The 23,932-nt window shown below is 69.1% G+C and carries 23 protein-coding genes; 13 read left to right on the forward strand and 10 right to left on the reverse strand.

Going from position 1 to position 23,932, the window contains the following annotated elements; all coding sequences use genetic code 11:
- Positions 1 to 218 precede the first annotated feature (218 nt).
- From OG285_RS21965 to OG285_RS21980, 4 genes are read left to right on the forward strand one after another with little or no spacing between them, the layout of a single operon-like run.
- Positions 219 to 953, forward strand: a complete 735-nt coding sequence (locus OG285_RS21965; protein ID WP_371791973.1) for a peptidase — start codon at positions 219 to 221, stop codon at positions 951 to 953.
- Positions 954 to 999: 46 nt separating this feature from the next.
- Positions 1,000 to 2,073, forward strand: coding sequence for a hypothetical protein (locus tag OG285_RS21970; RefSeq protein WP_371791974.1), 1,074 nt, complete (start codon positions 1,000 to 1,002; stop codon positions 2,071 to 2,073).
- A complete protein-coding gene (locus OG285_RS21975) occupies positions 2,070 to 3,224 on the forward strand; it encodes a hypothetical protein (protein ID WP_371791975.1) in 1,155 nt (384 codons plus the stop codon). Before OG285_RS21970 ends, OG285_RS21975 begins: the two co-directional genes overlap by 4 nt.
- A 14-nt stretch (positions 3,225 to 3,238) precedes the next feature.
- Positions 3,239 to 4,627, forward strand: a complete 1,389-nt coding sequence (locus tag OG285_RS21980) for a hypothetical protein (protein WP_371791976.1) — start codon at positions 3,239 to 3,241, stop codon at positions 4,625 to 4,627.
- A gap of 109 nt (positions 4,628 to 4,736) precedes the next feature.
- Here the strand turns inward: OG285_RS21980 and OG285_RS21985 are convergent, their stop codons facing one another.
- Positions 4,737 to 6,218: a peptide MFS transporter gene (locus OG285_RS21985; RefSeq protein WP_371791977.1), complete on the reverse strand. Its 1,482-nt coding sequence runs from the start codon at positions 6,216 to 6,218 to the stop codon at positions 4,737 to 4,739.
- Between the two features lie 463 nt (positions 6,219 to 6,681).
- On the opposite strand from OG285_RS21985, the gene OG285_RS21990 reads away from it, so the two are divergent.
- On the forward strand, positions 6,682 to 7,359 hold the full coding sequence (locus OG285_RS21990) for a response regulator transcription factor (RefSeq protein ID WP_328317821.1): 678 nt from the start codon (positions 6,682 to 6,684) through the stop codon (positions 7,357 to 7,359).
- A 133-nt stretch (positions 7,360 to 7,492) separates the two neighbouring features.
- On the forward strand, positions 7,493 to 8,785 hold the full coding sequence (locus OG285_RS21995; protein WP_371791978.1) for an ATP-binding protein: 1,293 nt from the start codon (positions 7,493 to 7,495) through the stop codon (positions 8,783 to 8,785).
- Between the two features lie 23 nt (positions 8,786 to 8,808).
- Here OG285_RS21995 and OG285_RS22000 read toward each other — a convergent pair whose 3' ends face one another.
- Entirely contained in the window at positions 8,809 to 9,300 is a 492-nt protein-coding gene (locus OG285_RS22000) for a GtrA family protein (protein ID WP_356834719.1), read from the reverse strand.
- Between the two features lie 128 nt (positions 9,301 to 9,428).
- On the opposite strand from OG285_RS22000, the gene OG285_RS22005 reads away from it, so the two are divergent.
- From OG285_RS22005 to OG285_RS22015, 3 genes are read left to right on the forward strand one after another with little or no spacing between them, the layout of a single operon-like run.
- Positions 9,429 to 10,580: a 5-(carboxyamino)imidazole ribonucleotide synthase gene (locus tag OG285_RS22005; RefSeq protein WP_356834717.1), complete on the forward strand. Its 1,152-nt coding sequence runs from the start codon at positions 9,429 to 9,431 to the stop codon at positions 10,578 to 10,580.
- Entirely contained in the window at positions 10,577 to 11,125 is a 549-nt protein-coding gene (purE, locus tag OG285_RS22010) for a 5-(carboxyamino)imidazole ribonucleotide mutase (protein WP_356834715.1), read from the forward strand. The genes OG285_RS22005 and purE overlap by 4 nt, the downstream gene beginning before the upstream one ends.
- 8 nt (positions 11,126 to 11,133) lie before the next feature.
- Positions 11,134 to 12,321 (forward strand): dipeptidase, encoded by a 1,188-nt coding sequence (locus OG285_RS22015; protein ID WP_356834713.1) that lies wholly within the window; start codon positions 11,134 to 11,136, stop codon positions 12,319 to 12,321.
- Between the two features lie 79 nt (positions 12,322 to 12,400).
- On the opposite strand, the gene OG285_RS22020 is transcribed toward OG285_RS22015, so the two are convergent.
- Positions 12,401 to 13,744: a UDP-glucose/GDP-mannose dehydrogenase family protein gene (locus OG285_RS22020; protein WP_371791979.1), complete on the reverse strand. Its 1,344-nt coding sequence runs from the start codon at positions 13,742 to 13,744 to the stop codon at positions 12,401 to 12,403.
- A 165-nt stretch (positions 13,745 to 13,909) separates the two neighbouring features.
- Between OG285_RS22020 and OG285_RS22025 the strand changes: the two genes are divergently transcribed.
- Positions 13,910 to 15,067: an acyl-CoA dehydrogenase family protein gene (locus OG285_RS22025; protein WP_371791980.1), complete on the forward strand. Its 1,158-nt coding sequence runs from the start codon at positions 13,910 to 13,912 to the stop codon at positions 15,065 to 15,067.
- 290 nt (positions 15,068 to 15,357) lie between these two features.
- The gene (locus OG285_RS22030; protein ID WP_356834707.1) at positions 15,358 to 15,525 is read left to right on the forward strand and encodes a hypothetical protein; all 168 of its coding nucleotides are present in this window, start codon (positions 15,358 to 15,360) and stop codon (positions 15,523 to 15,525) included.
- A 361-nt stretch (positions 15,526 to 15,886) separates the two neighbouring features.
- Here OG285_RS22030 and OG285_RS22035 read toward each other — a convergent pair whose 3' ends face one another.
- The 5 genes from OG285_RS22035 to OG285_RS22055 all read right to left on the reverse strand — a co-directional run bounded on the left by OG285_RS22035 (position 15,887) and on the right by OG285_RS22055 (position 19,032).
- A complete protein-coding gene (locus OG285_RS22035; protein WP_356834705.1) occupies positions 15,887 to 16,549 on the reverse strand; it encodes a class I SAM-dependent methyltransferase in 663 nt (220 codons plus the stop codon).
- 73 nt (positions 16,550 to 16,622) lie between these two features.
- Complete coding sequence (locus tag OG285_RS22040) at positions 16,623 to 17,105, reverse strand: hypothetical protein (RefSeq protein WP_356834703.1); 483 nt, start codon at positions 17,103 to 17,105, stop codon at positions 16,623 to 16,625.
- Between the two features lie 330 nt (positions 17,106 to 17,435).
- A complete protein-coding gene (locus tag OG285_RS22045; protein ID WP_356834701.1) occupies positions 17,436 to 18,275 on the reverse strand; it encodes a DUF5753 domain-containing protein in 840 nt (279 codons plus the stop codon).
- 18 nt (positions 18,276 to 18,293) lie between these two features.
- Positions 18,294 to 18,821 (reverse strand): DUF6879 family protein, encoded by a 528-nt coding sequence (locus tag OG285_RS22050; protein WP_356834699.1) that lies wholly within the window; start codon positions 18,819 to 18,821, stop codon positions 18,294 to 18,296.
- Positions 18,802 to 19,032: a hypothetical protein gene (locus OG285_RS22055; protein ID WP_371791981.1), complete on the reverse strand. Its 231-nt coding sequence runs from the start codon at positions 19,030 to 19,032 to the stop codon at positions 18,802 to 18,804. Before OG285_RS22055 ends, OG285_RS22050 begins: the two co-directional genes overlap by 20 nt.
- Positions 19,033 to 19,342: 310 nt before the next feature.
- Between OG285_RS22055 and OG285_RS22060 the strand changes: the two genes are divergently transcribed.
- Positions 19,343 to 20,365 carry a DUF5954 family protein gene (locus OG285_RS22060; RefSeq protein WP_356834697.1) on the forward strand — a complete coding sequence of 341 codons (1,023 nt, stop codon included), beginning with the start codon at positions 19,343 to 19,345 and terminating at the stop codon, positions 20,363 to 20,365.
- Positions 20,366 to 20,521: 156 nt separating this feature from the next.
- Here OG285_RS22060 and OG285_RS22065 read toward each other — a convergent pair whose 3' ends face one another.
- On the reverse strand, positions 20,522 to 21,778 hold the full coding sequence (locus OG285_RS22065; RefSeq protein WP_356834695.1) for an LCP family protein: 1,257 nt from the start codon (positions 21,776 to 21,778) through the stop codon (positions 20,522 to 20,524).
- Positions 21,779 to 21,896: 118 nt separating this feature from the next.
- Between OG285_RS22065 and OG285_RS22070 the strand changes: the two genes are divergently transcribed.
- Complete coding sequence (locus OG285_RS22070) at positions 21,897 to 22,421, forward strand: acyl-CoA thioesterase (protein ID WP_356834693.1); 525 nt, start codon at positions 21,897 to 21,899, stop codon at positions 22,419 to 22,421.
- Between the two features lie 36 nt (positions 22,422 to 22,457).
- On the opposite strand, the gene OG285_RS22075 is transcribed toward OG285_RS22070, so the two are convergent.
- Entirely contained in the window at positions 22,458 to 23,828 is a 1,371-nt protein-coding gene (locus tag OG285_RS22075; RefSeq protein ID WP_371791982.1) for an LCP family protein, read from the reverse strand.
- Positions 23,829 to 23,932 lie beyond the last annotated feature (104 nt).

A 23,932-nucleotide genomic window follows, 5' to 3' on the forward strand; every position in this document is an offset into this window, starting at 1 on the left:
CGCGCGAGGCTCCTGGAACCCGGCGCGACGACGGATGCGGCGGGCGCCGACGGGGCCCCGCCCGTCGGCCTGTTCCCCTCTTTCCCCTCTTCCCCCTGAGCGCACCGATCCGGTGCGCTCTTTGTCTTCCCTCGGCAAGGGCTCCGGCGTACCTTGAGCGCCCAATCTGATGTGTCGTCAGTTACTCAGCGGCGGCATCCGGCATAAGGGGTTTCGAGGTGTCGTACCAGAAGCGGACAGCGTTTGCGCTGGCGGCGGCCGTCGCGGGCTCGGTGGTGCTGATGACCGCACCGGCAGCCCAGGCCGACGTGGTGGACGTCAACTACCAGTGCAAAACGCCGATCGGTAACAAGGGAGCCGTCTCGCCCATCGACATCAAGGGCGTGAAGAGCGGCAGTGGCTACACCCTGACCATGTCCTTCCAGAAGGGTGTCTCGTCCAGCCCCGTCGAACTGGGCAAGGGCGCCATGAAGCCCAGCGCGCTCATCAAGCTGGGCGGCGCGGAGAGCGGGACCGTACCGGTCTCGGGAGCGACCAACTCGGCGGCCATACCCGCCAACTCGCCCATCAAGATCAGCGACCTGTCGGGCACCTACACGCCCAAGAAGAGCGGCAAGGTCACCCTCACCGCGTCGACGCTGACCATCAAGGCGCTCGGCACGACGACCACCTGCACCCCGTCCAACAACCCCAAGCCGTCGCTGGAACTGACGGTCGCCGGATCGGGCGGCGGCGGCACGAGCGGGGGCAGCGGCTCCACGGGAGGCGGCTCCACCGGCGGGGGCGGTACGAGCGGCGGCTCGGGTACGTCGCAGAGCACCTCGGGCGGCAGTCTGCCGAAGACCGGCCCGCTCGACTCCACCATGGCCCTCGGAACGCTCGGCGGAACCGTGCTGCTCAGCGGGGCCGCGGGGGTGCTCTGGCTGACCCGGCGGGGCCAGCGGTCCGCCTGACACCCCGGGAACAGGGAGGCGGTTCCAAGCAACAGGGAGTTCTCTCATGCTCACGCGCACCATCCGTTCCGCCGTGCTCACGGCCGCCGTACTGCTCTGCTCCGCCGCGCCCGCGCTCGTACCCGCGTCCGCGGCGGAGCCGGCGGCCGGTGGACCGGGCTGGACGGCGGCGCCCGCGTCCGGCGGGGGCTCCAGGCCCAGCGCCGACGGCCGTCCGTACTTCTACCTGGAGGGCGCACCGGGGACCGTCCTGGAGGACACCCTGGCGCTGACCAATCCGGGGAAGAAGTCCGTGACAGTGCGGCTGCGGGGGGCCGAGGCGGAGAACACGGCGTCCGGCGGGTCCGCGCTCCGCACCACGGACACCACCTGGATCACCCCGGCCGCCCGCACGGTGAAGGTCCCGGCGCGCACCAGCGCCCGGGTCCCCTTCAGCGTCACGGTCCCGGCCACCGCGGAACCGGGCGACCACCCCGCCGCGATCGTGGCGGCGTCCGGCGGGCGCGAGACCGGGGTGCGGGTGCAGCTGCGGGTGAGCGGACCGACGCTCTCGGCGCTGACCGTCGAGGACGTCCGGGTCGACAAGGGCCCGGGGCTGATCCACTACACGCTGGTGAACCGCGGCAACACCGCCCTCACCCCGCACCTCGAAGTGCGCACGGACGGCCTCATCAGCGGCGATCACCACATCGCCGGGCGCACGCTGCCGGTGGAACTGCTGCCCGGACATCGCGTACGCCTCACGGTCAAGTGGCCGCATCCGCCGGTGCTCGATTCGGCGGCCGTGCATCTGGCGGTGACGGCCGGGGGCGGAGCACGCGGGACGGGGTCCGCTTCGGCGGTGTTCGTGCCGTGGTGGCGCGTGGCCGGGCTCGCGGGGCTGGTGCTCGCCGGTACGGGCGGCTGGTTCGCCGTACGGCGCAGACGTGCCCGGGGAACGGGAGCAGGGACGGGAGCAGGGACGGGAACGGGCGCCGGACCGGGCCCGTATCCGAGCGACAACAGCAGGAACAGCAGCGGTGACAGCACCGAGAACAGCGGCAGTACGCGCAGTACCGACAGCACCGACAGCACCGAAAGCACCGACAGCGAACCGGCGACGGCGGGAGCGGCAACGTGAAGATCGAACCCGCCCGGTGGCTGCGGGCCTTCGGGAGCTGGGGTGCGGCCCTGGCCTTCCTCCTGGCGCTCCTCCCCGCTCTCGTCCTGGCCCCGGCCACCGGCGCCGCGGCAGCGGGCAAGCCCGGTGCCACGCTCTCCCAGCAGCAGGCCGGCAAGGGCGGCGACATCACGGTCAAGGGCGCGGGCTGGCGCCCCGACGCGCTGCTCATGCTGCTGATCTGCGGTCAGGCCACCCCGGCCCGCGGGGTGATCGGCGGCACCAACGCCTGCGCCAACTCCGAAGGACGCGCCGTCACCACCGACTCCAAGGGCGGCTTCAGCAAGAAGCTGCCGGTCGCCGAGCCGCCCAAACCCTGCCCGTGCGTGGTGCACATCGCGACGGTGACCGGTGAACAGGCCGCCACCGACGTCGTGTTCAAGGTCGCGGGCCACCCGGTCGCCGCCCTGCCGAAGCCCCCGCCGGGCGGCCGGCTGGCGGTCCTGTCCGACGCCCGCCTCGAAGGGTCGAGCGGAGTCCTCACCTGGTTCGGGGCGCCGCCCGGCCGGACCATCGTCTTCACCGTGGGCAATCTCGGCTCGACGCCCGTCAAGGACCCGCTCTTCTCCCTCGGCACCTCGCACGGCGTGTTCGCCCCGCAGTGGGAGGACCGGCAGTGGCACGGCACGGTCGCACCCGGCAAGAAGGCGCAGATCAGACTGGACGCCGAACTGTCGGCGGGCGCCCACGGCGACTACCAGGTCGCGGTGAAGTACGCCGGCAAAGTGCTGGTCGAGCAGCCTTGGGGGGTGGGGCGCCCGTGGGGCGTCACGTTCTTCTGGCTGCTGCTGTGCGTGGTCGTACCGGCCGCCGTGTTCCGTATCGGCATGGCGGTCGTCGACAAGATCAGGCCGCGGAGCGCACGCGGTACGGCCGGTGGCGCCGGCCGCCGCCGGAACGCGCTGCTGCCCGGACCCACCGTGAGAAGGCCCGCGTTCCGCAGGCCCGAGCGGGCGGCGTCGCCGCCCGGTGACGGGCCGCACCCCTCGACGACCACGGTTCTGCCGTGGTTCACCCCGGACACCGCACCGTCTGAGAAGTACCCGTCTGAGAAGTACCCGTCTGAGAACCACCCGGCCGAGAAGCACCCGACGACGAAGGGAAACTCGTGATCAGACAACGGAGGATGAGCGCGGCAGGATTCGCGCTGATGCTCGGCGGTGCGGGGATCATGCTGGCCGCGGGCCCCGCCCAGGCCGCGGACGTCTCGTACAAGACCGAGTGCATACCGCCCGCGATTTCCGGCCTGCCGCCCATCGAGGGCACCACCCAGGTGGCGATCACGGCGCCCGCCACGGCGAAGGTGGGCGACGAGGTCGACGTCGTGTGGAAGACGGTCTCGGCCGCCTCCAAGAACCCCGACATCCTCGACCTGGACGCCAACACCGTGCAGCCGACCGGCACGGTCAAGGTGGCCGGGGCGCAGACCGCGGATCTGGCCGTGCAGGGACCCCGCACGAACCCGCCCATCGCCAAGGGCAGCCCGATGATCCTCTCCGACATGACGGCCAAGCTGAAACTGACCAAGGCCGGTGACGTCACACTGACGGCCGACAAGTACAACATCAACGTCAGCAAGCCGATCTCCACGGACACCAAGTGCTCCCCCAAGGAGACGGTGAAGTCGTCGGCCACCATCAAGGTGACGGACGGCGGCGGCACCACCACCGGCGGCACCACCACCGGCGGTACGACGGCCGGTACGACCACGGGGGGAACGACCACCGGTGGCACGACGGCCGGGACCACCACCGGCGGCACCACCACCGGCGGAACGACTGCCGGTACGACCACGGGGGGCACGAGCACCGGTGGGACCACCACGGGCGGTGCCACCACGGGCGGCACCGGGGGAGGGACCGACTTCCCCGGCAAGGAGGTCTCCGTCGCCTACGCCTGCAAGACGCCCATCGGCAACAAGAACGCCACATCGCCGGTGAAGATCAGCGCGAAGAAGAGCGGCGGGGACTACGGGCTCACCGTGAAGTTCAGCAAGTCCGTGATGGACAGCCCGGCCGACATCCCCGCCGGTTCGGTCGTCCCGTCCATGGAGGTCAAGCTCGGCGACTCCGACAAGGGCACGGTCCATGTGGCGGGTCCGGCCAACAAGTCGGCCATCAAGTCGGGTGCGCCCATCGAGATCCCCGACCTCACCGGCACCTACAAGCCGGGCGCCGACGGCAGGACGACGCTCAGCCCCGGCGTGCTGACGGTCAAGGCGCTCGGTACGACCACCACCTGCACCCCGCCGGCGAACGTCGCCGTCTCGCTGGAACTCGACACGTCGGCCCAGCCGGGCGGCGCGTCGGGCGGCACGTCGACCGGCGGTACCACCGGCGGTACGGCGACGGGCGGCACGGGCGGCACCAGCACCAGCGGTGGTGGCCTCGCCGAGACCGGTGCGAGTGACAACGGCGGCCTGCGGGCGCTCGGCCTGGTGGCCGGCACGGTGATCCTGCTGGGCGGCGCGGTGTTCACCTTCACCCCGTGGAGGAGGCTGCGCGGCACCCGCTGACGTACGGGACCGGGCCCCTGAGCCCCCGTCGTTCAGCGCGTACGGGACAGGCCCCGCCGCACCTGACCGGTGCGGCGGGGCCTGTCCCGTACAGCAGGGTCCGACCGCGTCAGCGGACGTCGCCCATGAGCTCCTTGACCTTGCCGCGGTACATCCAGACCGCTATGGCCGCGACGACCGCGAGCGCCGCTTCGAGGCCGACCATGCCGGACTTGTTGAGGTTCACACCCGAGAGCGACATCAGGCTGGTGACGCAGTCACCGGCCGTGACGGCGAGGAACCACACACCCATCATCTGGCTCGCGTACTTCGCCGGAGCCATCTTCGTGGTCACCGAGAGGCCGACCGGGGAGAGGCAGAGCTCACCGACGGTCTGGACGAAGTAGATCGCCACCAGCCACATCGGGCTGACCCGCGAGCCGTCCGTCGTCGACATCAGCGGCAGCATGAAGACGAAGAAGGAGACGCCGATCAGGAAGAGACCCGACACGAACTTGACGACCGTGGTCGGCTCCTTGCCCCTCTTGTTGAGAGCCAGCCAGATCCAGGCGACGACCGGGGCCAGCGCCATGACGAAGACCGGGTTCACCGACTGGTACCAGGACGTCGGGAAGTGGAAGCCGAGCAGGCTGTTCGTCGTGGAGTTCTCGCCGAAGAGCGACATCGTGGAGCCGCCCTGGTCGTAGATCATCCAGAAGACGGCCGCGGCCACGAAGAACCAGATGTACCCGGAGATCTTCTTCTGTTCGAGGCCGGACAGCTCCCGGTCGCGCTTCATGCGCACCAGGACACCGATCGGGATGAGCAGACCGAGCACGGTGATCGGGTAGAGCGCCCAGTTCTGGGTGAAGGCGCCGCTGAAGACGACTATGCCGTAGAAGACCGCGGCGATGATCAGGCAGATCAGGCCCTTGGTCAGGACCGAGCTGCGCTCCTGAGCCGACAGGGGCTTCGGGACGATGCTGCTGCGCTCGCTCAGGTGGCGGGTGCCGATGAGGAACTGGATCAGGCCGAGCGCCATGCCGACCGCGGCGAGGGCGAAGCCGAGGTGCCAGTTGACGTTCTCGCCGACGGTGCCGATGACCAGCGGCGCGAAGAACGACCCGATGTTGATGCCCATGTAGAAGACGGTGAAGCCACCGTCGCGGCGCGGGTCGTCCGGGCCCTTGTACAGGTGCCCGACCATCGTCGAGATGTTGGCCTTCAGCAGTCCGGAACCGAAGGCGACGAGCGCCAGACCCGCGAAGAACGAGCCCGTGCCGGGCAGTGCGAGTGTGAGATGCCCGACCATGATGACCGAGGCCGCGATGGTGACCGTCTTGCGGGCCCCCCAGACACGGTCGCCGAACCAGCCGCCCGGCATGGTGAGCAGATAGACCATCGCCAGGTAGATCGAGTAGATCGCCGTGGCGGTGGCCGCGCTCAGGTGCGGACCCTCGCCGGACACCAGGTACAGCGGGAGCAGAGCCCTCATGCCGTAGAAGCTGAAACGCTCCCACATCTCCGTCATGAAGAGCGGGGCCAGGCCGCGGGGGTGGCCGAAGAAGGTCTTTTCCGGGGTGTCCGGAGCCTTCGTCAGGCTTGACGCCATGGTCGTTCCTTGCTTTTCGGGACGCGTCCGGGATCGGTGACGCGCCCGGTGGGGGGTGGCCGGCACCGGCATGGTCCGTCCCCGCCCCACGCCTGAGGGGGCCAGCCGGATGGGTTCCGTACCGAAGGGGGAGACCGCACAGGGATCCACGCTCCGCGCGCTACCTCGCACACGGGGCCCGGCCGCTAGGTCATTCACTGTCCACGCGGCCGGGAGGACCGCGCACAGAGTAAGAGGGTCTTTGCCGCATCATGGCAGGCCAAAGAGCCCCAAGTACTGCTACAGGCGTATCGCCACCATAAAGAGGCAGCTGCGGCATTTGAAAGGGGTTGAGACATGGATCACAGGTGAATGCCGGAACCAGCCACTGTATTCGAAGGTAACAATCCGCATTGCCACCCAGAGCCGCAGCCCTTCGCGATCACCTCACGAGCACGACCCGTCGCGGTCTACCATCACCTTCATGACCCGTGTACTGCTCGCCGAGGACGACGCATCCATCTCGGAGCCGCTGGCCCGCGCACTGCGTCGGGAGGGTTACGAGGTCGAGGTGCGGGAAGACGGACCGACCGCGCTCGACGCCGGCCTTCAAGGAGGGATCGACCTGGTCGTCCTGGATCTGGGCCTGCCCGGCATGGACGGTCTTGAGGTGGCCAGGCGGCTGCGCGCCGACGGGCACACCGTGCCCGTCCTGGTGCTCACCGCCCGCGCCGACGAGGTCGACACCGTGGTCGGCCTGGACGCCGGCGCCGACGACTACGTCACCAAGCCGTTCCGGCTCGCCGAACTGCTGGCGCGGGTACGGGCCCTGCTGCGCCGTGGCGCCGCCGACACCGCCCCGCAGCCCGCCACGCACGGCGTACGGATCGACGTCGAGTCGCACCGCGCCTGGATGGGCGACGAGGAACTCCAGCTCACGGCAAAGGAGTTCGACCTGCTGCGGGTCCTGGTCCGGGACGCCGGCCGGGTCGTCACCCGGGACCAGCTGATGCGCGAGGTCTGGGACACCACCTGGTGGTCGTCCACCAAGACGCTCGACATGCACATCTCCTGGCTGCGCAAGAAGCTCGGCGACGACGCGGCGAACCCGCGCTACATCGCCACCGTGCGGGGCGTCGGCTTCCGCTTCGAGAAGAGCTGAGGCCCCGGGCCGGAAGCTGAGGCCGCGGGCCGTACCGGTACTGCCGGGACGGCCCGCGGCCGTACCCGCCCCGGCGGTACCGCAGCGGCCGGACAGTGCCGGTCCCGCGGGCGCCGACTGCGACACTTGCCGCATGCGCCGCCGACTCATCAACTCCACGCTCGCCGTCGTGCTCGTCGTGATCGCCGTCTTCGGCGTCTCGCTCGTCATCGTCGAGACGCGCACCATCAGCAGCAGTGCCCAGGAGAGTGTGGACTCCGAGGCGTTGCGCCTCGCGAGCATCATCGAGAGCCGGATCGTCGGCGACGAACGGGTCACCGAGTCGATCCTGCACGACCAGGTCGACGCCCACCGTTACGCGGTGATCAAGATCCCCGGCCGGGACACCATCAGGCTCGGCACCCAGCCGGAGGGCAGCGTCATCCGCGGCAGGGCGAGCGGCGCCGACGGCGAGGAGGTCACGGTCGAGGAAGCGGGTTCCACGGTGACCCGCGAGGTCGGCCGCACCCTGCTCATCATCGGCGCGGTGGCCCTCCTCGCGATCGTCTCGGCGGTGCTCCTCGCCGTACGCCAGGCCAACAAGCTCACCTCGCCGCTCACCGACCTCGCCGAGACCGCGGAACGTCTCGGCTCCGGTGACCCGCGCCCCCGGCACAAGCGGTACGCGGTGCCCGAACTGGACCGGGTCGCCGATGTGCTGGACTCGTCGGCCGAGCGGATCACCCGGATGCTGACCGCCGAGCGACGGCTGGCCGCCGACGCCTCGCACCAGCTCCGTACGCCGCTGACCGCGCTCTCCATGCGGCTGGAGGAGATCACCCTCACCGAGGACCTGGACACGGTGAAGGAGGAGGCGACCATCGCGCTGACCCAGGTCGAGCGGCTGACCGACGTCGTGGAGCGGCTGCTGACCAACTCCCGCGACCCGCGCACCGGATCCGCCGTCACCTTCGACCTGGACGAGGTCGTCACCCAGCAGCTCCAGGAGTGGCGCCCGGCCTACCGCAGCGCGGGGCGCGCGATCGTACGGTCGGGGAAGCGCGGGCTGCAGGCCATCGGCACCCCCGGCGCGGTGGCCCAGGTGATGGCCGCCCTGATCGAGAACTCGCTGATGCACGGCGGTGGCACCGTCGCCGTCCGTACCCGGGTCACCGGCACCCAGACGGTCGTCGAGGTGACGGACGAGGGGCCGGGGGTGCCGCCCGACCTCGGCGCGCGGATCTTCGAGCGGACCATCAGCGGCCGCAACTCCACCGGCATCGGCCTCGCCGTGGCCCGGGATCTGGCGGAGGCGGACGGCGGACGGCTCGAAATGCTCCAGCAGCACCCGCCGGTCTTCGCGCTCTTCCTGAGCCGGGTGTCGAAGGACCCGTTGAAGCAGAACAGTCTCCCGGATCCGCAGGACCCGCCGCCGACGATCCGGTGACCGGAGCGCGACCCGGCCGGGGGCTACTCCTGGCGGGCCTCGACCAGCGGCCCGGGGGCCGGCCCGGGGGCCGCCTCCGGCGCGGGCAGCGTCCGGAACACCCAGGTGCGGTAGGACCAGAAGCGGAAGAGCGTCGCGACGGCGATACCGAGGAACTTGAAGAAGTTGCTCTGCAGGGGCGAGTTCCAGTCGGCGCCGTACGTCGCCGCGTACAGGATCCCGTTCTCGATGATCGCCCCGACCAGGCTGAAGAGCAGGAACAGCCCCATCTCGCGGGCCCGGCCGCTCTTCTCGCGGTCCCGGTAGGCGAAGTACCGCAGGCCGGCGTAGTTGAAGACGACCGCGATGACGGTCGCCAGCACGCTGGCCCGCACCACCTGGAGGGAGGTCGTGTGGCGGAGCAGGTTGAACGCCACCATGTTGACCAGCAGGCCCAGTGCGCCCACCGCGCCGAACTTGGCGACCTCGCGCCAGAGCCGCTGCACCCGCGTCCGCATCCCGCCGGAATCGCTCATGGTGGTCGATAGCCCCGTTCGGTCGATTGAGTCAACGCGACCATGCTAGCCAGTGCTCCGTTCGGGTGCCCGGTCAAGGCTGTGACGGCTGGCATGCGGGCCGCGGGCCTGCGGATACCCTGGGGTACGTGACGTTCCCCGTAGTCGGCATGGTCGGTGGCGGACAGCTCGCCCGGATGACCCACGAGGCGGGTATCCCCCTCGGCCTCAGATTCAAGTTGCTCAGTGACACCCCGCAGGACTCGGCGGCCCAGGTGGTCAGCGACGTCGTCATCGGCGACTACCGCGACCTGGACACGCTGCGCGACTTCGCGCGCGGCTGCGACGTGATCACCTTCGACCACGAGCACGTGCCCACCGCGCATCTGCGCGCGCTGGAGGCGGACGGCATCCCCGTCCGGCCCGGCCCGGACGCGCTGGTGCACGCCCAGGACAAGGGGGTGATGCGCGAGAGACTCACCGCGATCGGTGCCCCCTGCCCCCGCCACCGCATCGTCTCCGACCCGGCCGACGCGGTCGCCTTCGCGGACGAGGTGGGCGGTTTCCCGGTCATCCTCAAGACGGTCCGCGGCGGCTACGACGGCAAGGGTGTCTGGTTCGTACGCTCCCTCGCGGACGCCGAGGCCCCCTTCAAGGCGGGCGTCCCGGTCCTGGCCGAGGAGAAGGTCGACTTCGTACGGGAGCTGGCGGCCAACGTCGTACGCTCCCCGCACGGCCAGGCGGTGGCCTACCCGGTGGTGGAGTCCCAGCAGGTCGACGGGGTCTGCGACACCGTGATCGCTCCCGCGCCCGGCATCAGCGAGGAGCTGGCGGGCGAGGCCCAGCAGCTCGCCCTGCGGATCGCCGACGAGCTGGACGTGACCGGCCACCTCGCGGTCGAACTCTTCGAGACCCGCGGACCCGACGGCAGGCCGGGCATCCTCGTCAACGAGCTGGCGATGCGCCCGCACAACTCCGGCCACTGGACCCAGGACGGCGCGATCACCTCGCAGTTCGCCAACCACGTGCGCGCGGTCCTGGACCTGCCGCTGGGCGACCCCCGCCCGCGCGCCGGCTGGACGGTCATGTGCAACGTCCTGGGCGGCGACTACCCGGACATGTACCAGGCCTATCTGCACTGCATGGCCCGCGACCCCCAGCTCAAGATCCACATGTACGGCAAGGACGTGAAGCCGGGGCGCAAGGTCGGCCACGTCAACACCTACGGCGACGACCTCGACGACGTGCTGGACCGCGCCCGTCACGCCGCCGGATACCTGCGAGGGACGATCACCGAATGACCTCTCCGGCAACTCCTTCAGCCTCCGCGGCTGTCATCGGCATCGTGATGGGCTCGGACTCCGACTGGCCCGTCATGGAGGCGGCGGCCAAGGCCCTGGACGAGTTCGGGGTGGCGTACGAGGTGGACGTCGTCTCCGCCCACCGGATGCCGCGCGAGATGATCGCGTACGGCGAGCAGGCCGCCGGACGGGGCCTGCGGGCGATCATCGCGGGCGCCGGGGGAGCGGCCCATCTGCCGGGCATGCTGGCCTCGGTCAGCCCGCTGCCGGTCATCGGCGTCCCGGTGCCGCTGAAGTACCTGGACGGCATGGACTCGCTGCTCTCCATCGTGCAGATGCCGGCCGGCGTCCCGGTCGCCACGGTCTCGGTGGGCGGCGCGCGCAACGCCGGGCTGCTCGCCGTACGCATCCTGGCCGCGTCCGACCCCGGGCTCCAGGACAAGATGCGGGAGTTCCAGCAGAAGCTGAACGACGAAGCGACGGAGAAGGGCACCCGGCTGCGGGCCAGGGCGTCGGGCGCGGAAACCTTCGGATTCGGAAAGTAGGCGGCCCCATGAGCAATCACCTCACCGAAGCGCTGGACCTGCTCGCCGAGTACCCGGTCGTGGACGGCCACAACGACCTGCCCTGGGCGCTGCGCGAGAACGTCCGGTACGACCTCGACGCGCTGGACATCGCCCGCGACCAGACGGGCCATCTCCACACCGACCTGCACCGGCTGCGCAAGGGCGGCGTCGGCGCGCAGTTCTGGTCGGTCTACGTCCGCAGCGACATGGCGGGCGAGGACGCGGTCAGCGCCACGCTGGAGCAGATCGACGCCGTGGACCAGCTGCTCACCCGCTACCCGGGCGATCTGGTCCGCGCGCTGACGGCCGACGACATGGAGAAGGCCAGGAGCCAGGGCCGTATCGCCTCACTGATGGGCGCCGAGGGCGGCCACTCCATCAACAACTCGCTGGGCACGCTGCGCGCCCTGCACGCCCTGGGCGTGCGCTACATGACGCTCACGCACAACGACAACATCGCCTGGGCGGACTCCGCGACCGATGTCGTGAAGGCCCGCGGGCTGACCGCCTTCGGCCACGAGGTCGTCCGCGAGATGAACCGCACCGGCATGCTCGTGGACCTCTCGCACGTGGCGGCGTCCACGATGCGCGACGCACTGGCGACCTCGACGGCGCCGGTGATCTTCTCGCACTCCTCGTCCCGTACGGTCTGCGACCACCCGCGCAACATCCCGGACGACGTCCTCGCGCTGCTCCCGGCGAACGGCGGTGTGGCGATGGCCACGTTCGTCCCGAAGTTCATCCTCCCCGAGGCGGTCGCCTGGACCGCCCGCGCGGACGAGAACATGCGCACCCACGGGCTGCACCACCTGAACACCACCCCCGCGGGGCTGAAGGTCCAGCGCGCCTTCGAGGAGGCGCACCCCCGCCCGATGGCCACCGCGTCGACGGTCGCCGACCACCTGGACCACATGCGCGAGGTCGCAGGCGTCGACCACATCGGCATCGGCGGCGACTACGACGGCACGGCCTTCACACCGGCCGGCCTGGAGGACGTGGCGGGCTACCCGAACCTGATCGGTGAGCTGATCGGACGCGGCTGGTCGAAGCCGGATCTGGCGAAGCTGACCTGGCAGAACGCGGTACGGGTGCTGCGCACGGCGGAGGATGTCGCCCGCGGTATCCAGGCCGAGCGGGGCCCGTCCAACGCGACGCTGGCCGGGCTGGACGGCTGAAGCCGCAGCCCCTGCCTGGAGCCCCCAGCCGGAGCCCCCGCCAGGGCCCGGCGGGGGCTGACGTCGTACCGGACAGGGCCTAGGCCCGCGGGCGTCCCATAGCCCGGTACACCCAGCCGGCCTCCCGCCATGCCACCGGGTCCAGCGCGTTGCGGCCGTCCAGCAGTATCCGCTCGGAGGCCACCGCCCCCAGCGCCGCCGGGTCCAGCTCGCGGAACTCGCGCCACTCCGTGAGGTGCAGGACGACGTCGGCGCCGCGCACGGCGTCCAGTGCGGTCTCCGCGTAGCCGAGCGTCGGGAAGAGGCGGCGGGCGTTCTCCATGCCCTTGGGGTCGTACACCGTGACCTGGCCGCCCTGGAGGTGGATCTGCCCCGCGACGTTCAGCGCGGGGGAGTCCCGTACGTCGTCCGAGTCCGGCTTGAAGGTCGCGCCGAGCACCGCGACCCGCTTGCCCAGGAACGAGCCGCCGCCCACGGCCTCCCGTGCCAGCTCCACCATGTGGCCGCGGCGCCGCATGTTGATCGAGTCGACCTCGCGGAGGAAGGTCAGCGCCTGGTCGGCGCCCAGTTCGCCCGCGCGGGCCATGAAGGCCCTGATGTCCTTGGGCAGGCAGCCACCGCCGAAGCCGATCCCGGCCCGCAGGAACTTCTTGCCGATGCGCTCGTCGTGCCCGAGCGCCTCCGCCAGCTTCGCGACGTCGCCGTCGGCCGCCTCGCAGACCTCGGCCATCGCGTTGATGAAGGAGATCTTCGTGGCGAGGAAGGAGTTCGCCGCGGTCTTGACCAGCTCGGCGGTGGGGAAGTCGGTCACCACGAACGGTGACCCCTCGCCCACCGGCCCCGCGTACACCTCGCGCAGCAGCTTCTCGGCCCTCTCGCTCTCCACGCCGACGACGATCCGGTCGGGGTGCAGGGTGTCCTTGACGGCGAAGCCCTCCCGCAGGAACTCCGGGTTCCACGCCAGCTCCACCCCCTCACCGGCGGGCGCCAGCTCCCGGAGCACCCCGGCGAGCCTGGCGGCACTGCCGACCGGCACGGTCGACTTGCCGACGACCAGCGCGTCCCGCTTCAGATGCGGTGCGAGCCAGCGGAACGCGTTGTCGACGTACGACATGTCGCAGGCGTACTCGCCGTGCTTCTGCGGGGTGTTGCAGCACACGAAGTGGACGTCGCCGAACTCGCCGGCCTCCTCCCACGACGTGGTGAAGCGCAGGCGTCCGGTCGCTCCCTCGATCCCCGCGACGTGCCGCTGCAGAAGCTCTTCGAGGCCGGGCTCGTACATGGGGACCCGCCCCTGCGAGAGCATCTCGATCTTCTCGGGGACGATGTCGAGACCGAGTACGTCGAATCCCAGCTCAGCCATGGCCGCGGCGTGGGTGGCACCGAGATAGCCGGTACCGATCACGGTGATTTTCAGGGCCATCAGGAAGCTCCAGGAGGCGTACGGGATCGGGTGCGCGCCCGAGCATAGTCGGGCTGTTCGACGCCCTGCCCCACCCCTGTCGCCAACCTCACGTATCCCTGCGGGCACGCAGCCCCTAAAATTGGGTTACTTAACGGTAGTTAGCATTCTGGGGAGTGAGTGACCTTGGCAGGTTCGCCCGATTTCGACCTGTACCGCCCGGCCGAAGAGCACGACATGCTCCGCGACTCGGTCCGTGCCCTGGCCGAGGCGAAGATCGCACCTTTCGCCGCCGCGGTCGACGAGGAGGCCCGCTTCCCGCAGGAGGCACTGGACGCGCTGACCGCCGCTGATCTGCACGCCGTCCACGTACCCGAGGAGTACGGCGGTGCCGGGGCCGACGCGCTCGCCACGGTCATCGTCATCGAGGAGGTGGCCCGCGTCTGCGCGTCCTCCTCCCTGATCCCGGCCGTGAACAAGCTGGGCTCGCTCCCGGTGATCCTCTCGGGCTCCGAGGACCTCAAGAGGAAGTACATGAGCCGCCTGGCCAAGGGCGAGGGCATGTTCTCGTACTGCCTGAGCGAGCCCGACGCGGGTTCGGACGCGGCGGGCATGAAGACCAGGGCCGTGCGCGACGGCGACTTCTGGGTGCTCAATGGCGTCAAGCGCTGGATCACCAACGCGGGCGTCTCCGAGTACTACACGGTCATGGCCGTCACCGACCCCACCAAGCGCTCCAAGGGCATCAGCGCCTTCGTGGTCGAGAAGTCCGACGAGGGCGTCTCCTTCGGGGCCCCGGAGAAGAAGCTCGGCATCAAGGGCTCCCCGACCCGCGAGGTCTATCTGGACAACGTCCGGATCCCCGCCGACCGCATGATCGGCGAGGAGGGCACCGGCTTCGCCACGGCGATGAAGACCCTGGACCACACCCGCATCACGATCGCCGCCCAGGCCATCGGCATCGCGCAGGGCGCACTCGACTACGCCAAGGGCTACGTCCAGGAGCGCAAGCAGTTCGGCAAGCCGATCGGCGACTTCCAGGGCATCCAGTTCATGCTCGCGGACATGGCGATGAAGCTCGAAGCGGCCCGCCAGCTCACCTACTCGGCCGCCGCGAAGTCGGAGCGCCTCGACGGCGACCTGACGTTCTTCGGCGCCGCCGCCAAGTGCTTCGCCTCGGACGTCGCGATGGAGGTCACGACGGACGCGGTCCAGCTCCTGGGCGGGTACGGCTACACGCGCGACTACCCGGTGGAGCGCATGATGCGCGACGCGAAGATCACCCAGATTTATGAAGGCACGAACCAGGTCCAGCGGATCGTCATGGCGCGGAACCTGCCGTAACTGGGTTTTCCTAGGTCAGCAGCCATTTTCGATGGCTCGCGGACTGTGACCGGCTTCCGGTCTGTTCGAGTCCTTTTCGGGCCGATCATGGGCGTCATGCTGGGGATACCCTGGGCTGACACCGGACGGGAAACTGCCTCTCACCTGCACAAACACAGCGACCCCCGGCACTCTGCCGGGGGTCGTTCGCATGGGCCCTCTCAGGCGACTTCCGCCTGCCTCCGGTGGGGTCGTCCGCGCCGGAGGCAGCATGCTTGCGATGGCCGCCCGCCCGCGAGATGCAGCGCACGTTGGACGACGTATCGCAGCAGCTCGACAAGACGGGAGAAACGGCCGGCCAGCTCTTGGCCGAAGAGGGCGTGTCCGAGCGCTACTTGGCCACGCTTGCGTTTACCTGCAAGGCCATGGCCGACGTCGGCGCCCCTGCCCCCGATCCCTGGCTCGCTTCGCTCGACTGATTGGCCGCCGCCCGGAGACGGTCAAGGACCACTTGAAGAGGGCACGCCGGGAGGGATACCCAAGCACGCTCGCCGGCAAGGCCGGTGGGGAGTTGACCGACAAGACCGAGAAGATTTGGGCTCTATGGCGCGCGGAGGAAGTTAGCGCCCGGACAGTTCAACTTGATATCTCTACAGCCCCCGATGGCCGCTCGGGGGCTTTGTACCTGGAAGTGCCGAAATCGTGGGTGTACGACAACTGGCGAACGCGGGAGATTCCGTTCCGGAAGGTGGGGCAGTCCCTTCGATGCCGTCCCGGTGACCTTGAGAAGTGGCCCCCGCCAGCTTGAGTTCCAGCGGGGGTGTTCGTATGTCCAGGAGGTCAGCGCTTTACGCCGCGTACGATCAGGGTTCCGATGTGTCCCTCGGTGGGGGCGCCCAGGACGGTTGCGTCGATGTCCTCGAAACCATTCTTGGCGAGAAGCGCGGCCCACTTACGGGGTGTGTAGCTGTACCGGTAGGTGAACATGGCCTTGCCCGCGAAGCCGCCTTTGTACATACCCTGGGGGCCGTAGGCCCCTGGGATGGCCGGAGGTTGGGAGAAGACCAACCTGCCACCAGGGTTGAGCCGCTTGGCGATCAGCGGGAAGAGCTTCACCGGGTCGGTGAACCAAACCGCTCCGAAGATTGAGTAGATGGCGTCGTACGTCTTGGTGCTCGCCGCGAGGTGCTCAAGCACTTCCGCACAAATGAACTCCGCCCCCATAGGTCCCCAGCGTTCGGTCAGGTGTTTGACGGCGACCGGAGACAGGTCCAGGCCCGTGACCTTGACTCCCTGGTTCAGAAGGAACGCCGACGCTCGCCCAGTACCGCAGCCGATTTCCAGTGCCGTTCTCGGCGAACCCAGGAGTTCAGGCCCTGGACCGTGTCCGGCGTACTGCGTCCAGCCGACCACCGGTTCAGCCTCCAGGGCCTTGTCCTTCGTGCTCTCGGCGAAGGCGTCCCAGAGTTCGCGTTCAGAGTCGATGTTGTGCTGAGCGGGCAACTGTCGTCCTCAGTTCCACATTGGTTCGGTGCCCCGCCCTGGGGGAAGGCGGGGCACCCCGTACAGGGCGGCGCTAGTGGCTGTCGGGCACCTTGTTGTCGCACGGCGAGCACTCCGCCGCGTCCGTGTCCCACAGCTCATCGTCTACGGCGAACCCGTTGTCCCGCAGGATGCCGGCCGTCCGCGTCACGGTGCCGTCGCAGCGCCGCTGGATCAGGGGAGCGTGGTGCTTGTACTGGCCGCTGTTGTGTTCGTCGCACAGAGCGAAGTACAGCGGAGTGTCCAGGATCAGGGCGTGAACGGCCACGTCCACCGTGTAGCCGACACCCATGTCCACGCCCTTCCGCTCCATAGCGGTGATCGTGTACGCGATGGCCTGGCCCAGCAGTCGTTCGGCAGTGTTACGGGTCATGACGCTGTTGTCGCGCAGCAGGAGAGCGATTTCTCGATCCCACAGCGTCGGCTCGGTGTCGGTGATCAGGTGGGGCACTCGATGGGCCAGTGCGTTGAGGATGATCTGCGGCTCACGGGTACGGGTCTGAACGGCTGTGCTCATTGTGCGTGCCTCCAGGGGGAAGGGTTGCGTGGAGCGTGCGGTTGGCCAGTTGTGTTCAGACGCCGTCCCGGATGCGGCGCTCGCTCTCGGGAGCACATGGGCTATCCGCGTGAACGGGGCAGCGACACAACGGGAAGCGATTCGACGCGGAAGGCTCTGAAGCAGGTGCCACCTCATGTTTCGGAACCCGCTCCGTGATGCCGTCCCTCGTCACTCGATAGACCGCGATGGTCATCACCATGCTTGCCTCCGACTGCCAACTGGCTGTGCCAAGAACGGTAGAAAGAGGGGCAGCCAGGCAGGGCGGATGTTGCATGGTGTTGTACGTCTTCATTCCTCGGTAGCGTCGAGGGCCTTCCTGATCAAGGCTTTGGCATTCGAGCCGTACACAGCGGTTCGTGCCATCTGAGCGAACGCGCTCAGGTACACGTCGATCTCGGCTCGATTCGTCACCCGAACCATGGCGGTCAGGGTTTCCACCTGAACTTCGCGATCATCGAATGCGTAGAAGGATTCGATGGGCCATACCGGGCGGCGTGACATGTGGGGGATGATCCCGAAAGCCAGGTTGGGGTGCCCGATGACGGACACGAAGTGTTCCAGTTGTTGCGCATGCTGCGGAGGGTCGGTCATCGGCATGTACAGGGCCGACTCCTCGATGAGGACGGACACTTGATTTCCCCGGAGAGTGGCGGCCGAGCGCTCCAGACGCGCCTGTACGGCATCCTCGACGTCGTCAGGAAGACTCCTGAAGCGACGGATCTTACGGAGAATGCCCCGCGCGTACGCTTCCGTCTGGAGCATCCCGGGGAGGACCCCGCAGCTATACACACGGAAGGAACGTGTCTCCTGGTAGATGCCGCTGCGTTGGGCCTTGCTGAGGCCACCCTTCAGGTACTGGGTCCACTGGACGTACAGGGTCTTGGCCGTGCGCGTGGTCTCTATCAGCGCTTCAGCTTCTTCGGGCCTTCCGCATGCCGTGCACCATGCGCGGATGTCGGCGGGCTTCGGGATCGTCTTCCGGTGCGTGATCCGGTGAGACTTGGAACGGTCCCACCCGCACAGAGCGGCCAGCCGGGCCCCCGATAGATCCGCGTCTTCCATCATGCGAGTAAGCCGGTCGGCAACTGCCTTATGGGCCTCTTCAGCCGTTGACAGAGGTGAGGTCATGGACTGGCCGCTGTTCTGTCAGACGTTGTACTTGTTGTGCGGGACAGCTCGCTCCCAGACAGCCTCGAACATGTCGGCACACCGTGCCGCCACGCCCGCGTCATCTGTGAAGTCCGTGTGCATCCAACGACCGTCACCATCAAAGACGTTGAACTGGACTAGCTTGCCGTCAAAGAGCCAGAAATCGTTTCCGGGCAACAGCAGGTCGGACGCCTGCCGACGCGGCAGCCACCGGACTTCCTCCCCGCAAGCGACGTTGCCATACGTGACGTAATGCTCCCACTTGATGTAGTCCGAGACGGGCTCACCCACCACCCGCGCGCGGTGCACCGCCACACCTTTTGCGGTCATGTCCTGGATGAGGCCGTGCCAGTCCTCACGCCACCACGACGAGCGGTCATCCCAGTCCTTCCGTTCCCCTGCTAGCCAGGCGTCGAAGGCAGGGTGTTCCCCGGGGACGGCGTATGCGTCGCGGGTCTCAAGGTGCACTGCTGAGCGCTCGCACTGCCTGAGCAGATCGGCGAACTCAGCCAGACTCTGCGACACGGATAGCCTCCTTGAGGAGCGGGATCATCCTCGGTTCCAGAACGATCAGCGTCTCATCCTCGGCTCGCGGCGAGTCAGCCACCGTCCGAGCCTGCACGTCTTCCCCGGCTCGCCGCCCCTGTACGAGTAGCCGTCGGTCGTCATCCACCCAAACCGCCGGGCACCCGTTCACGTCGGACTCGGGGTCTTTGCCGATGAAGGTGTAACCCATGGTGCGCCCTCCTGCTGCGAGCGTCGCACTGCGTTGCAGTCTGTTACGTGAGCCTCACCCTTTGGGTTGACGAGGTCAAGAGGGCGGTTGTTGGGTCCGCGAACGCCAACGAGGCGCGCGTTCCAGCGCGGCTACGGCAGGTTGCGGGCCATCACGATCCGCTGGACCTGGTCCGCCGCCGGGGCTCCCTCGGTTCTGCCCCTGCACGCCCTGTCGCGAAACGTACAGGTATACGGCAGCAACGACCGAAGCGGACTGTATTTCTGCATTTCCCCTGCCCGGTGCCGCCGGCCCTCTGCACACTGTCGGCATGGAGGATCAGGAGCAGCAGACGCAGTCGCCGGGGCGGTTCTTCATCAATGTGCAGCGCCGGGACGACCCCGTCTCCGAAGTCACCGAGCTGGACGCGATGGCCTCGGCGCGCACGTACGGGGAGATCGTGGTCCGGGGGCCGCTCTTCGGCTTCGCCGAGCAGCGGCGTGGTGAGCGGCCGCGGTGGCGGCTGCTCGGCGGGATGGACACCGGGTATCCGCAGGACGCCCGGGACGAGCTCAACTCGTACCTCTGGCTCAAGGCGAAGGACGAGACCGACGACCACCTGGAACGGCGCGAACTGCTGGCGGCGGTGGCCCGGTTGGAGACCGAGCCGCTGAACACCGTGTCCGCCTGGGGCACCCGGTACCGCATCGTGCGCGCCGACGAGTTCGCCAGGATCGGCGGGGGCCGGCTGGAGCCGCCCAGGCCCACCGACGTCGATACGGACGGCTGGGACGAGCCGCGGGTCCCCCCGGTGTCGCGCACCGAGGGCTTCGTGATCGACCACAGCGCGGCGGTCGGACTGACCGAGGGTCTGGACCGGGTCGGCCTGCTGTCGCTCGCGTACACCTCGCGGCGCTTCCCGCCCGACGTGCTGGCGGACTCCCAGCGGGCGGTGACGACCCACCCCGGCCTGGTGCTGCTGCCCGTCACCTTTCGGATCATGGAGCACAAGGAGGACTCCTGGTCGATGGTGGGCATGCAGTGCGCCACCCCGCAGGAGGCGCGGCGGTCGCTGGTCCGCTATCTGACCGAGTCGCTGCCGATGTTCGGGAAGACCAGTGAGCAACGGGACGCCGCGGTGTACGCGCGGGCGGCCGAGCGGTTCACCCAGCAGCGCAGGCCCAATGAACTGCGCGTGCGGGGGCGGTGCTTCCAGATCGTCCGGGTGGAGCGCATGATGCGCATCGGTCCGGACGGCCCCGAGCCTCCGCGGCGGTCGGACACGGACATCCAGGAGCCCATGAAGATCCGCCCCACCATGGACGAGTGGGGCACGATCACGCACGCGGAGTAGCCCGGCCGGGCGGAGCGCGGGACGTGCGTACACAGCACAGGCCCCCGGACATACACGGAACAGGCCCCCCGAGCTCAAGTTCAGCTCCGGGGGGCCTGTTCTCGATCCAGGACGGCAGGTCTCAGGTGCCCGTGACCGTGTCCGGGAGGTGAGGTCTCAGTTGCCCGAGACCGTCACCGTGTCGTCGTCCTTCAGCTCCTGCATCAGCTGCTTGGTCTTGGTCTTGTCCCAGACCAGGTTGCCGCCGGTGGAGCCCGAGATCGGCATGTTCATCTGCTTGCCGTCGCCGCCCGACACACCCTTCATGGCCCAGAACATCGACGCCAGGTTCCACAGGCTCATGTCCTTGTCCACGATCACCGTGTCCAGGCCGGCGCCCATCACCGGGTAGAGCTTGAAGGGGTTCAGGATCGTGGACGGGGTCGCCGTCTGGGAGGCCAGGGCCGACAGGAACTTCTGCTGGTTCTTCGTGCGCTGGAGGTCGCTGGCCGCGAACGCGTGCCGGGTGCGGACGAAGGCCAGGGCCTGGCTGCCGTTGAGCGTCTGCTTGCCCGCCGGGAAGTCGGCGCCGGAGTCCTTGTCCTTGAACGCCTGCGGAATGTCCAGCTGGACCCCGCCGACCGCGTCCACGATGCTCGCGAAGCCGTCGAAGCCGATCTCCGCGTAGTGGTCGATGTGCAGACCGGTGTTGTACTCGACGGTGCGCACCAGCAGCTCCGGGCCGTCCTCCGCGTACGCCGCGTTCAGCTTCGTCTGCCGGCCGGTGTTCGGGTACAGCTTGCCGGAGTCGGAGCCCTTGTACGACGGGATCGTGACGTTCGAGTCGCGGGGCAGCGAGACCATCGTGTTCCCGTGGTCACCGACGTGCAGGATGATCATGGAGTCGGTGCGCTTGCCCTCGGCGGAGCCGGTGTGCAGCTTCTTCTTGTCGGCCGCCGACATGCCGTCGCGGCTGTCCGAGCCGACGATCAGGTAGTTCGTTCCCTTGCCCGTGGCGGGGCGGTCGATGACCTTGGACAGGTCGACCTCGCGGCGCAGCTTCCCGTCGGCCCAGAAGTACGTACCGATGGAGACGCCGAGGATCGCGACGACCAGGACCAGCGCGCCGATCTTGATGCGGCGGCGCCAGTTCGGAGGGGTGCCCGTGCGGGGGGTGTGAGGGCCGCCGGTGCCCTGACCGCCCTGGCCTCTGCGGCTGCCGGGCCCGCTGGGACCGCCCTGCCCGTAGACCTGGCCCGTGTTGTAGCCACTGTCGTACGCGGAGTCGTACCCGTCGTCGTAACCCTGGTCCTGCTGCTGTCCGCCGTACTGCCGCTGGGCAGGTGGCGTCGAACGCTGCACGTGCCGCATGACCCGTGCGTTCTCGGGCTGCGCGCTCTCGCTGCCGCGTCCGTAGCGGTCCCTGTCGTCCATGTGGACCAGTGTGCCGTCACGGTGCGTGTGTATTACAGGGCGGGTGTGGAATCGGGGCCGTGCTGTTGCAGAGCTGATGCAAAGTCCCGCGGCGCGCGCCCGGCCTAAGGTGGCACGTATGACAGATCTTCCGGGCAAGCCCACCTCGGCCTCACGAACCACCCTGAGTCACATCATGACGGGCAACGACACCAACCTCCTCGGTACCGTGCACGGTGGCGTGATCATGAAACTGGTGGACGACGCGGCGGGCGCCGTGGCCGGCCGGCACTCCGGCGGGCCCGCGGTCACCGCGTCGATGGACGAGATGGTCTTCCTGGAGCCGGTCAGGGTCGGCGACCTGGTGCATGTGAAGGCCCAGGTCAACTGGACCGGCCGGTCCTCGATGGAGGTCGGCGTACGGGTCCTGGCCGAGCGGTGGAACGAGTCGTCACCGGCCCAGCAGGTCGGCAGTGCCTACCTCGTCTTCGCCGCGGTGGACGCGGACGGCAAGCCCCGGGCCGTACCGCCGGTGCTCCCCGGCAGCGAGCGTGACAAGCGGCGCTACCAGGAGGCGCAGATCCGCCGCACCCACCGGCTGGCCCGGCGCCGTGCGATCAAGGAGCTCAGGGAGCAGCGCATCGCCGACGGCATCGACGACTGACGGCCAGGGCCGGCCGCACGGGCCGGCCGGGCGGCGCTACTTGCAGACCACCTGGTCGCCCGTGACCGCCGCGAACCTGCCCGGATCCGGCTCGTCCGCCCGGACCGGCGTCACCGTCCTGAAGTCCGAGCCGAGTGTCACCCGCAGCGTGGAGCCGATCCCCGCCACCGGCCGCAGCTCGGCGTGCGGCAGCGCCGCCGCCAGCGAACGCACCGACCGGTCCCAGCGCGGGTCGTACTCGATGACCGTGCGCTTGGTGTCCGACGCCACCGGCCGGCCGGGGACCGCGACCGCGAGCGAGGAGAGGAAGCCGGTGGAGCGCAGGGCCTTGTCCGCGCGGGCGGCCAGGCCGGTGGTCGATGTGCCGTTGGCCACCTGCACCCTGACCTGGTTGGGAGGCACGTCGACCTTCTGCCCCTTGGGCGCCGCCGACCGGTGCACCGCGATCGGCACGTCCTCTCGGATCTCCCCGAAGAGCTTCCCGGCCTTCACCGGGTCCCATTTCACCGTCGAGCCGATGCCCTTGACCCGGTAGTTCATCTGCCCGATCGGTACGGAGGTGAACTCCGACGACGACGGCCTGAAGCCCCGCATCGCCTGCCCGAGGGAGAGCATCTCGTCCGGGCCGAAGCCCTTGTCGGCCCGGACCGAGCCGAAGACCGTGGACGCGACATCGCGGAACTTGACCGGGTTCAGCAGAACACCGCTGCTGGTCGTCTTGGCGATGAGAGAGGCCATGAAGCGCTGCTGGCGCTGCATCCGGCCCAGGTCGGACGCCGCGTCGAGGTGCCGGGAGCGTACGTACTGGAGGGCCTGCCCGCCGTTGAGCTTGCTCGTCCCCACCGGCAGATTGAGCCCGGTGTACGAGTCCTTCAGCGGGCGGACGGTGCAGATGTCGACGCCGCCGAGCACGTCCACCGTCTTCATGAAGCTCGTGAAGTCGACCTCCAGATAGTGGTTGATCTGGACGCCGGTCATCTTCTCCACGGTCTGCACCGTGAGCTGGGGGCCGCCCTGGGCGTACGCCGCGTTGAGCCGGACCGGGTGGGCGGTGACGCGCTTCCCGGTGGCCGGGTCGGTGTGCTCGGGCACCACCGCGTAGCTGTCCCGGGGCAGGCTCACGACGCTCACCCGGGAGCGGTCCGCCGAGACGTGGACGAGCATGACGGTGTCGGTGCAGTGACAGGGCGCACCGCCCAGGTGGTACTTCTTCTTCTCCGCCGGTGTGATCTTGTCGCGGCCGTCGGTGCCGACGAGCAGCACGTTCATGCCGCGGCCAGGCGCGGGACGGTTCTTCATGTCCTTGAACGGGTCGACGCGGCCGATGCCGTCCAGCTCGCCGATGAGCGCGTGGCCGATCCCACCGGCGCCCAGCACCAGGACGGACAGGGTGGTGGTGATGCGCATGCCCCAGCGGGGGCGGGGCGGGCGGCGCGGCGGCGGCCTTCTGCGGCGGGGCGGGGGCACGGGGGAAACTGGGACACCTCCGCGGGGGACGGGCAGGAGAAGCG

The organism is Streptomyces sp. NBC_01471, from assembly GCF_041438865.1.
Classification (GTDB): domain Bacteria; phylum Actinomycetota; class Actinomycetes; order Streptomycetales; family Streptomycetaceae; genus Streptomyces.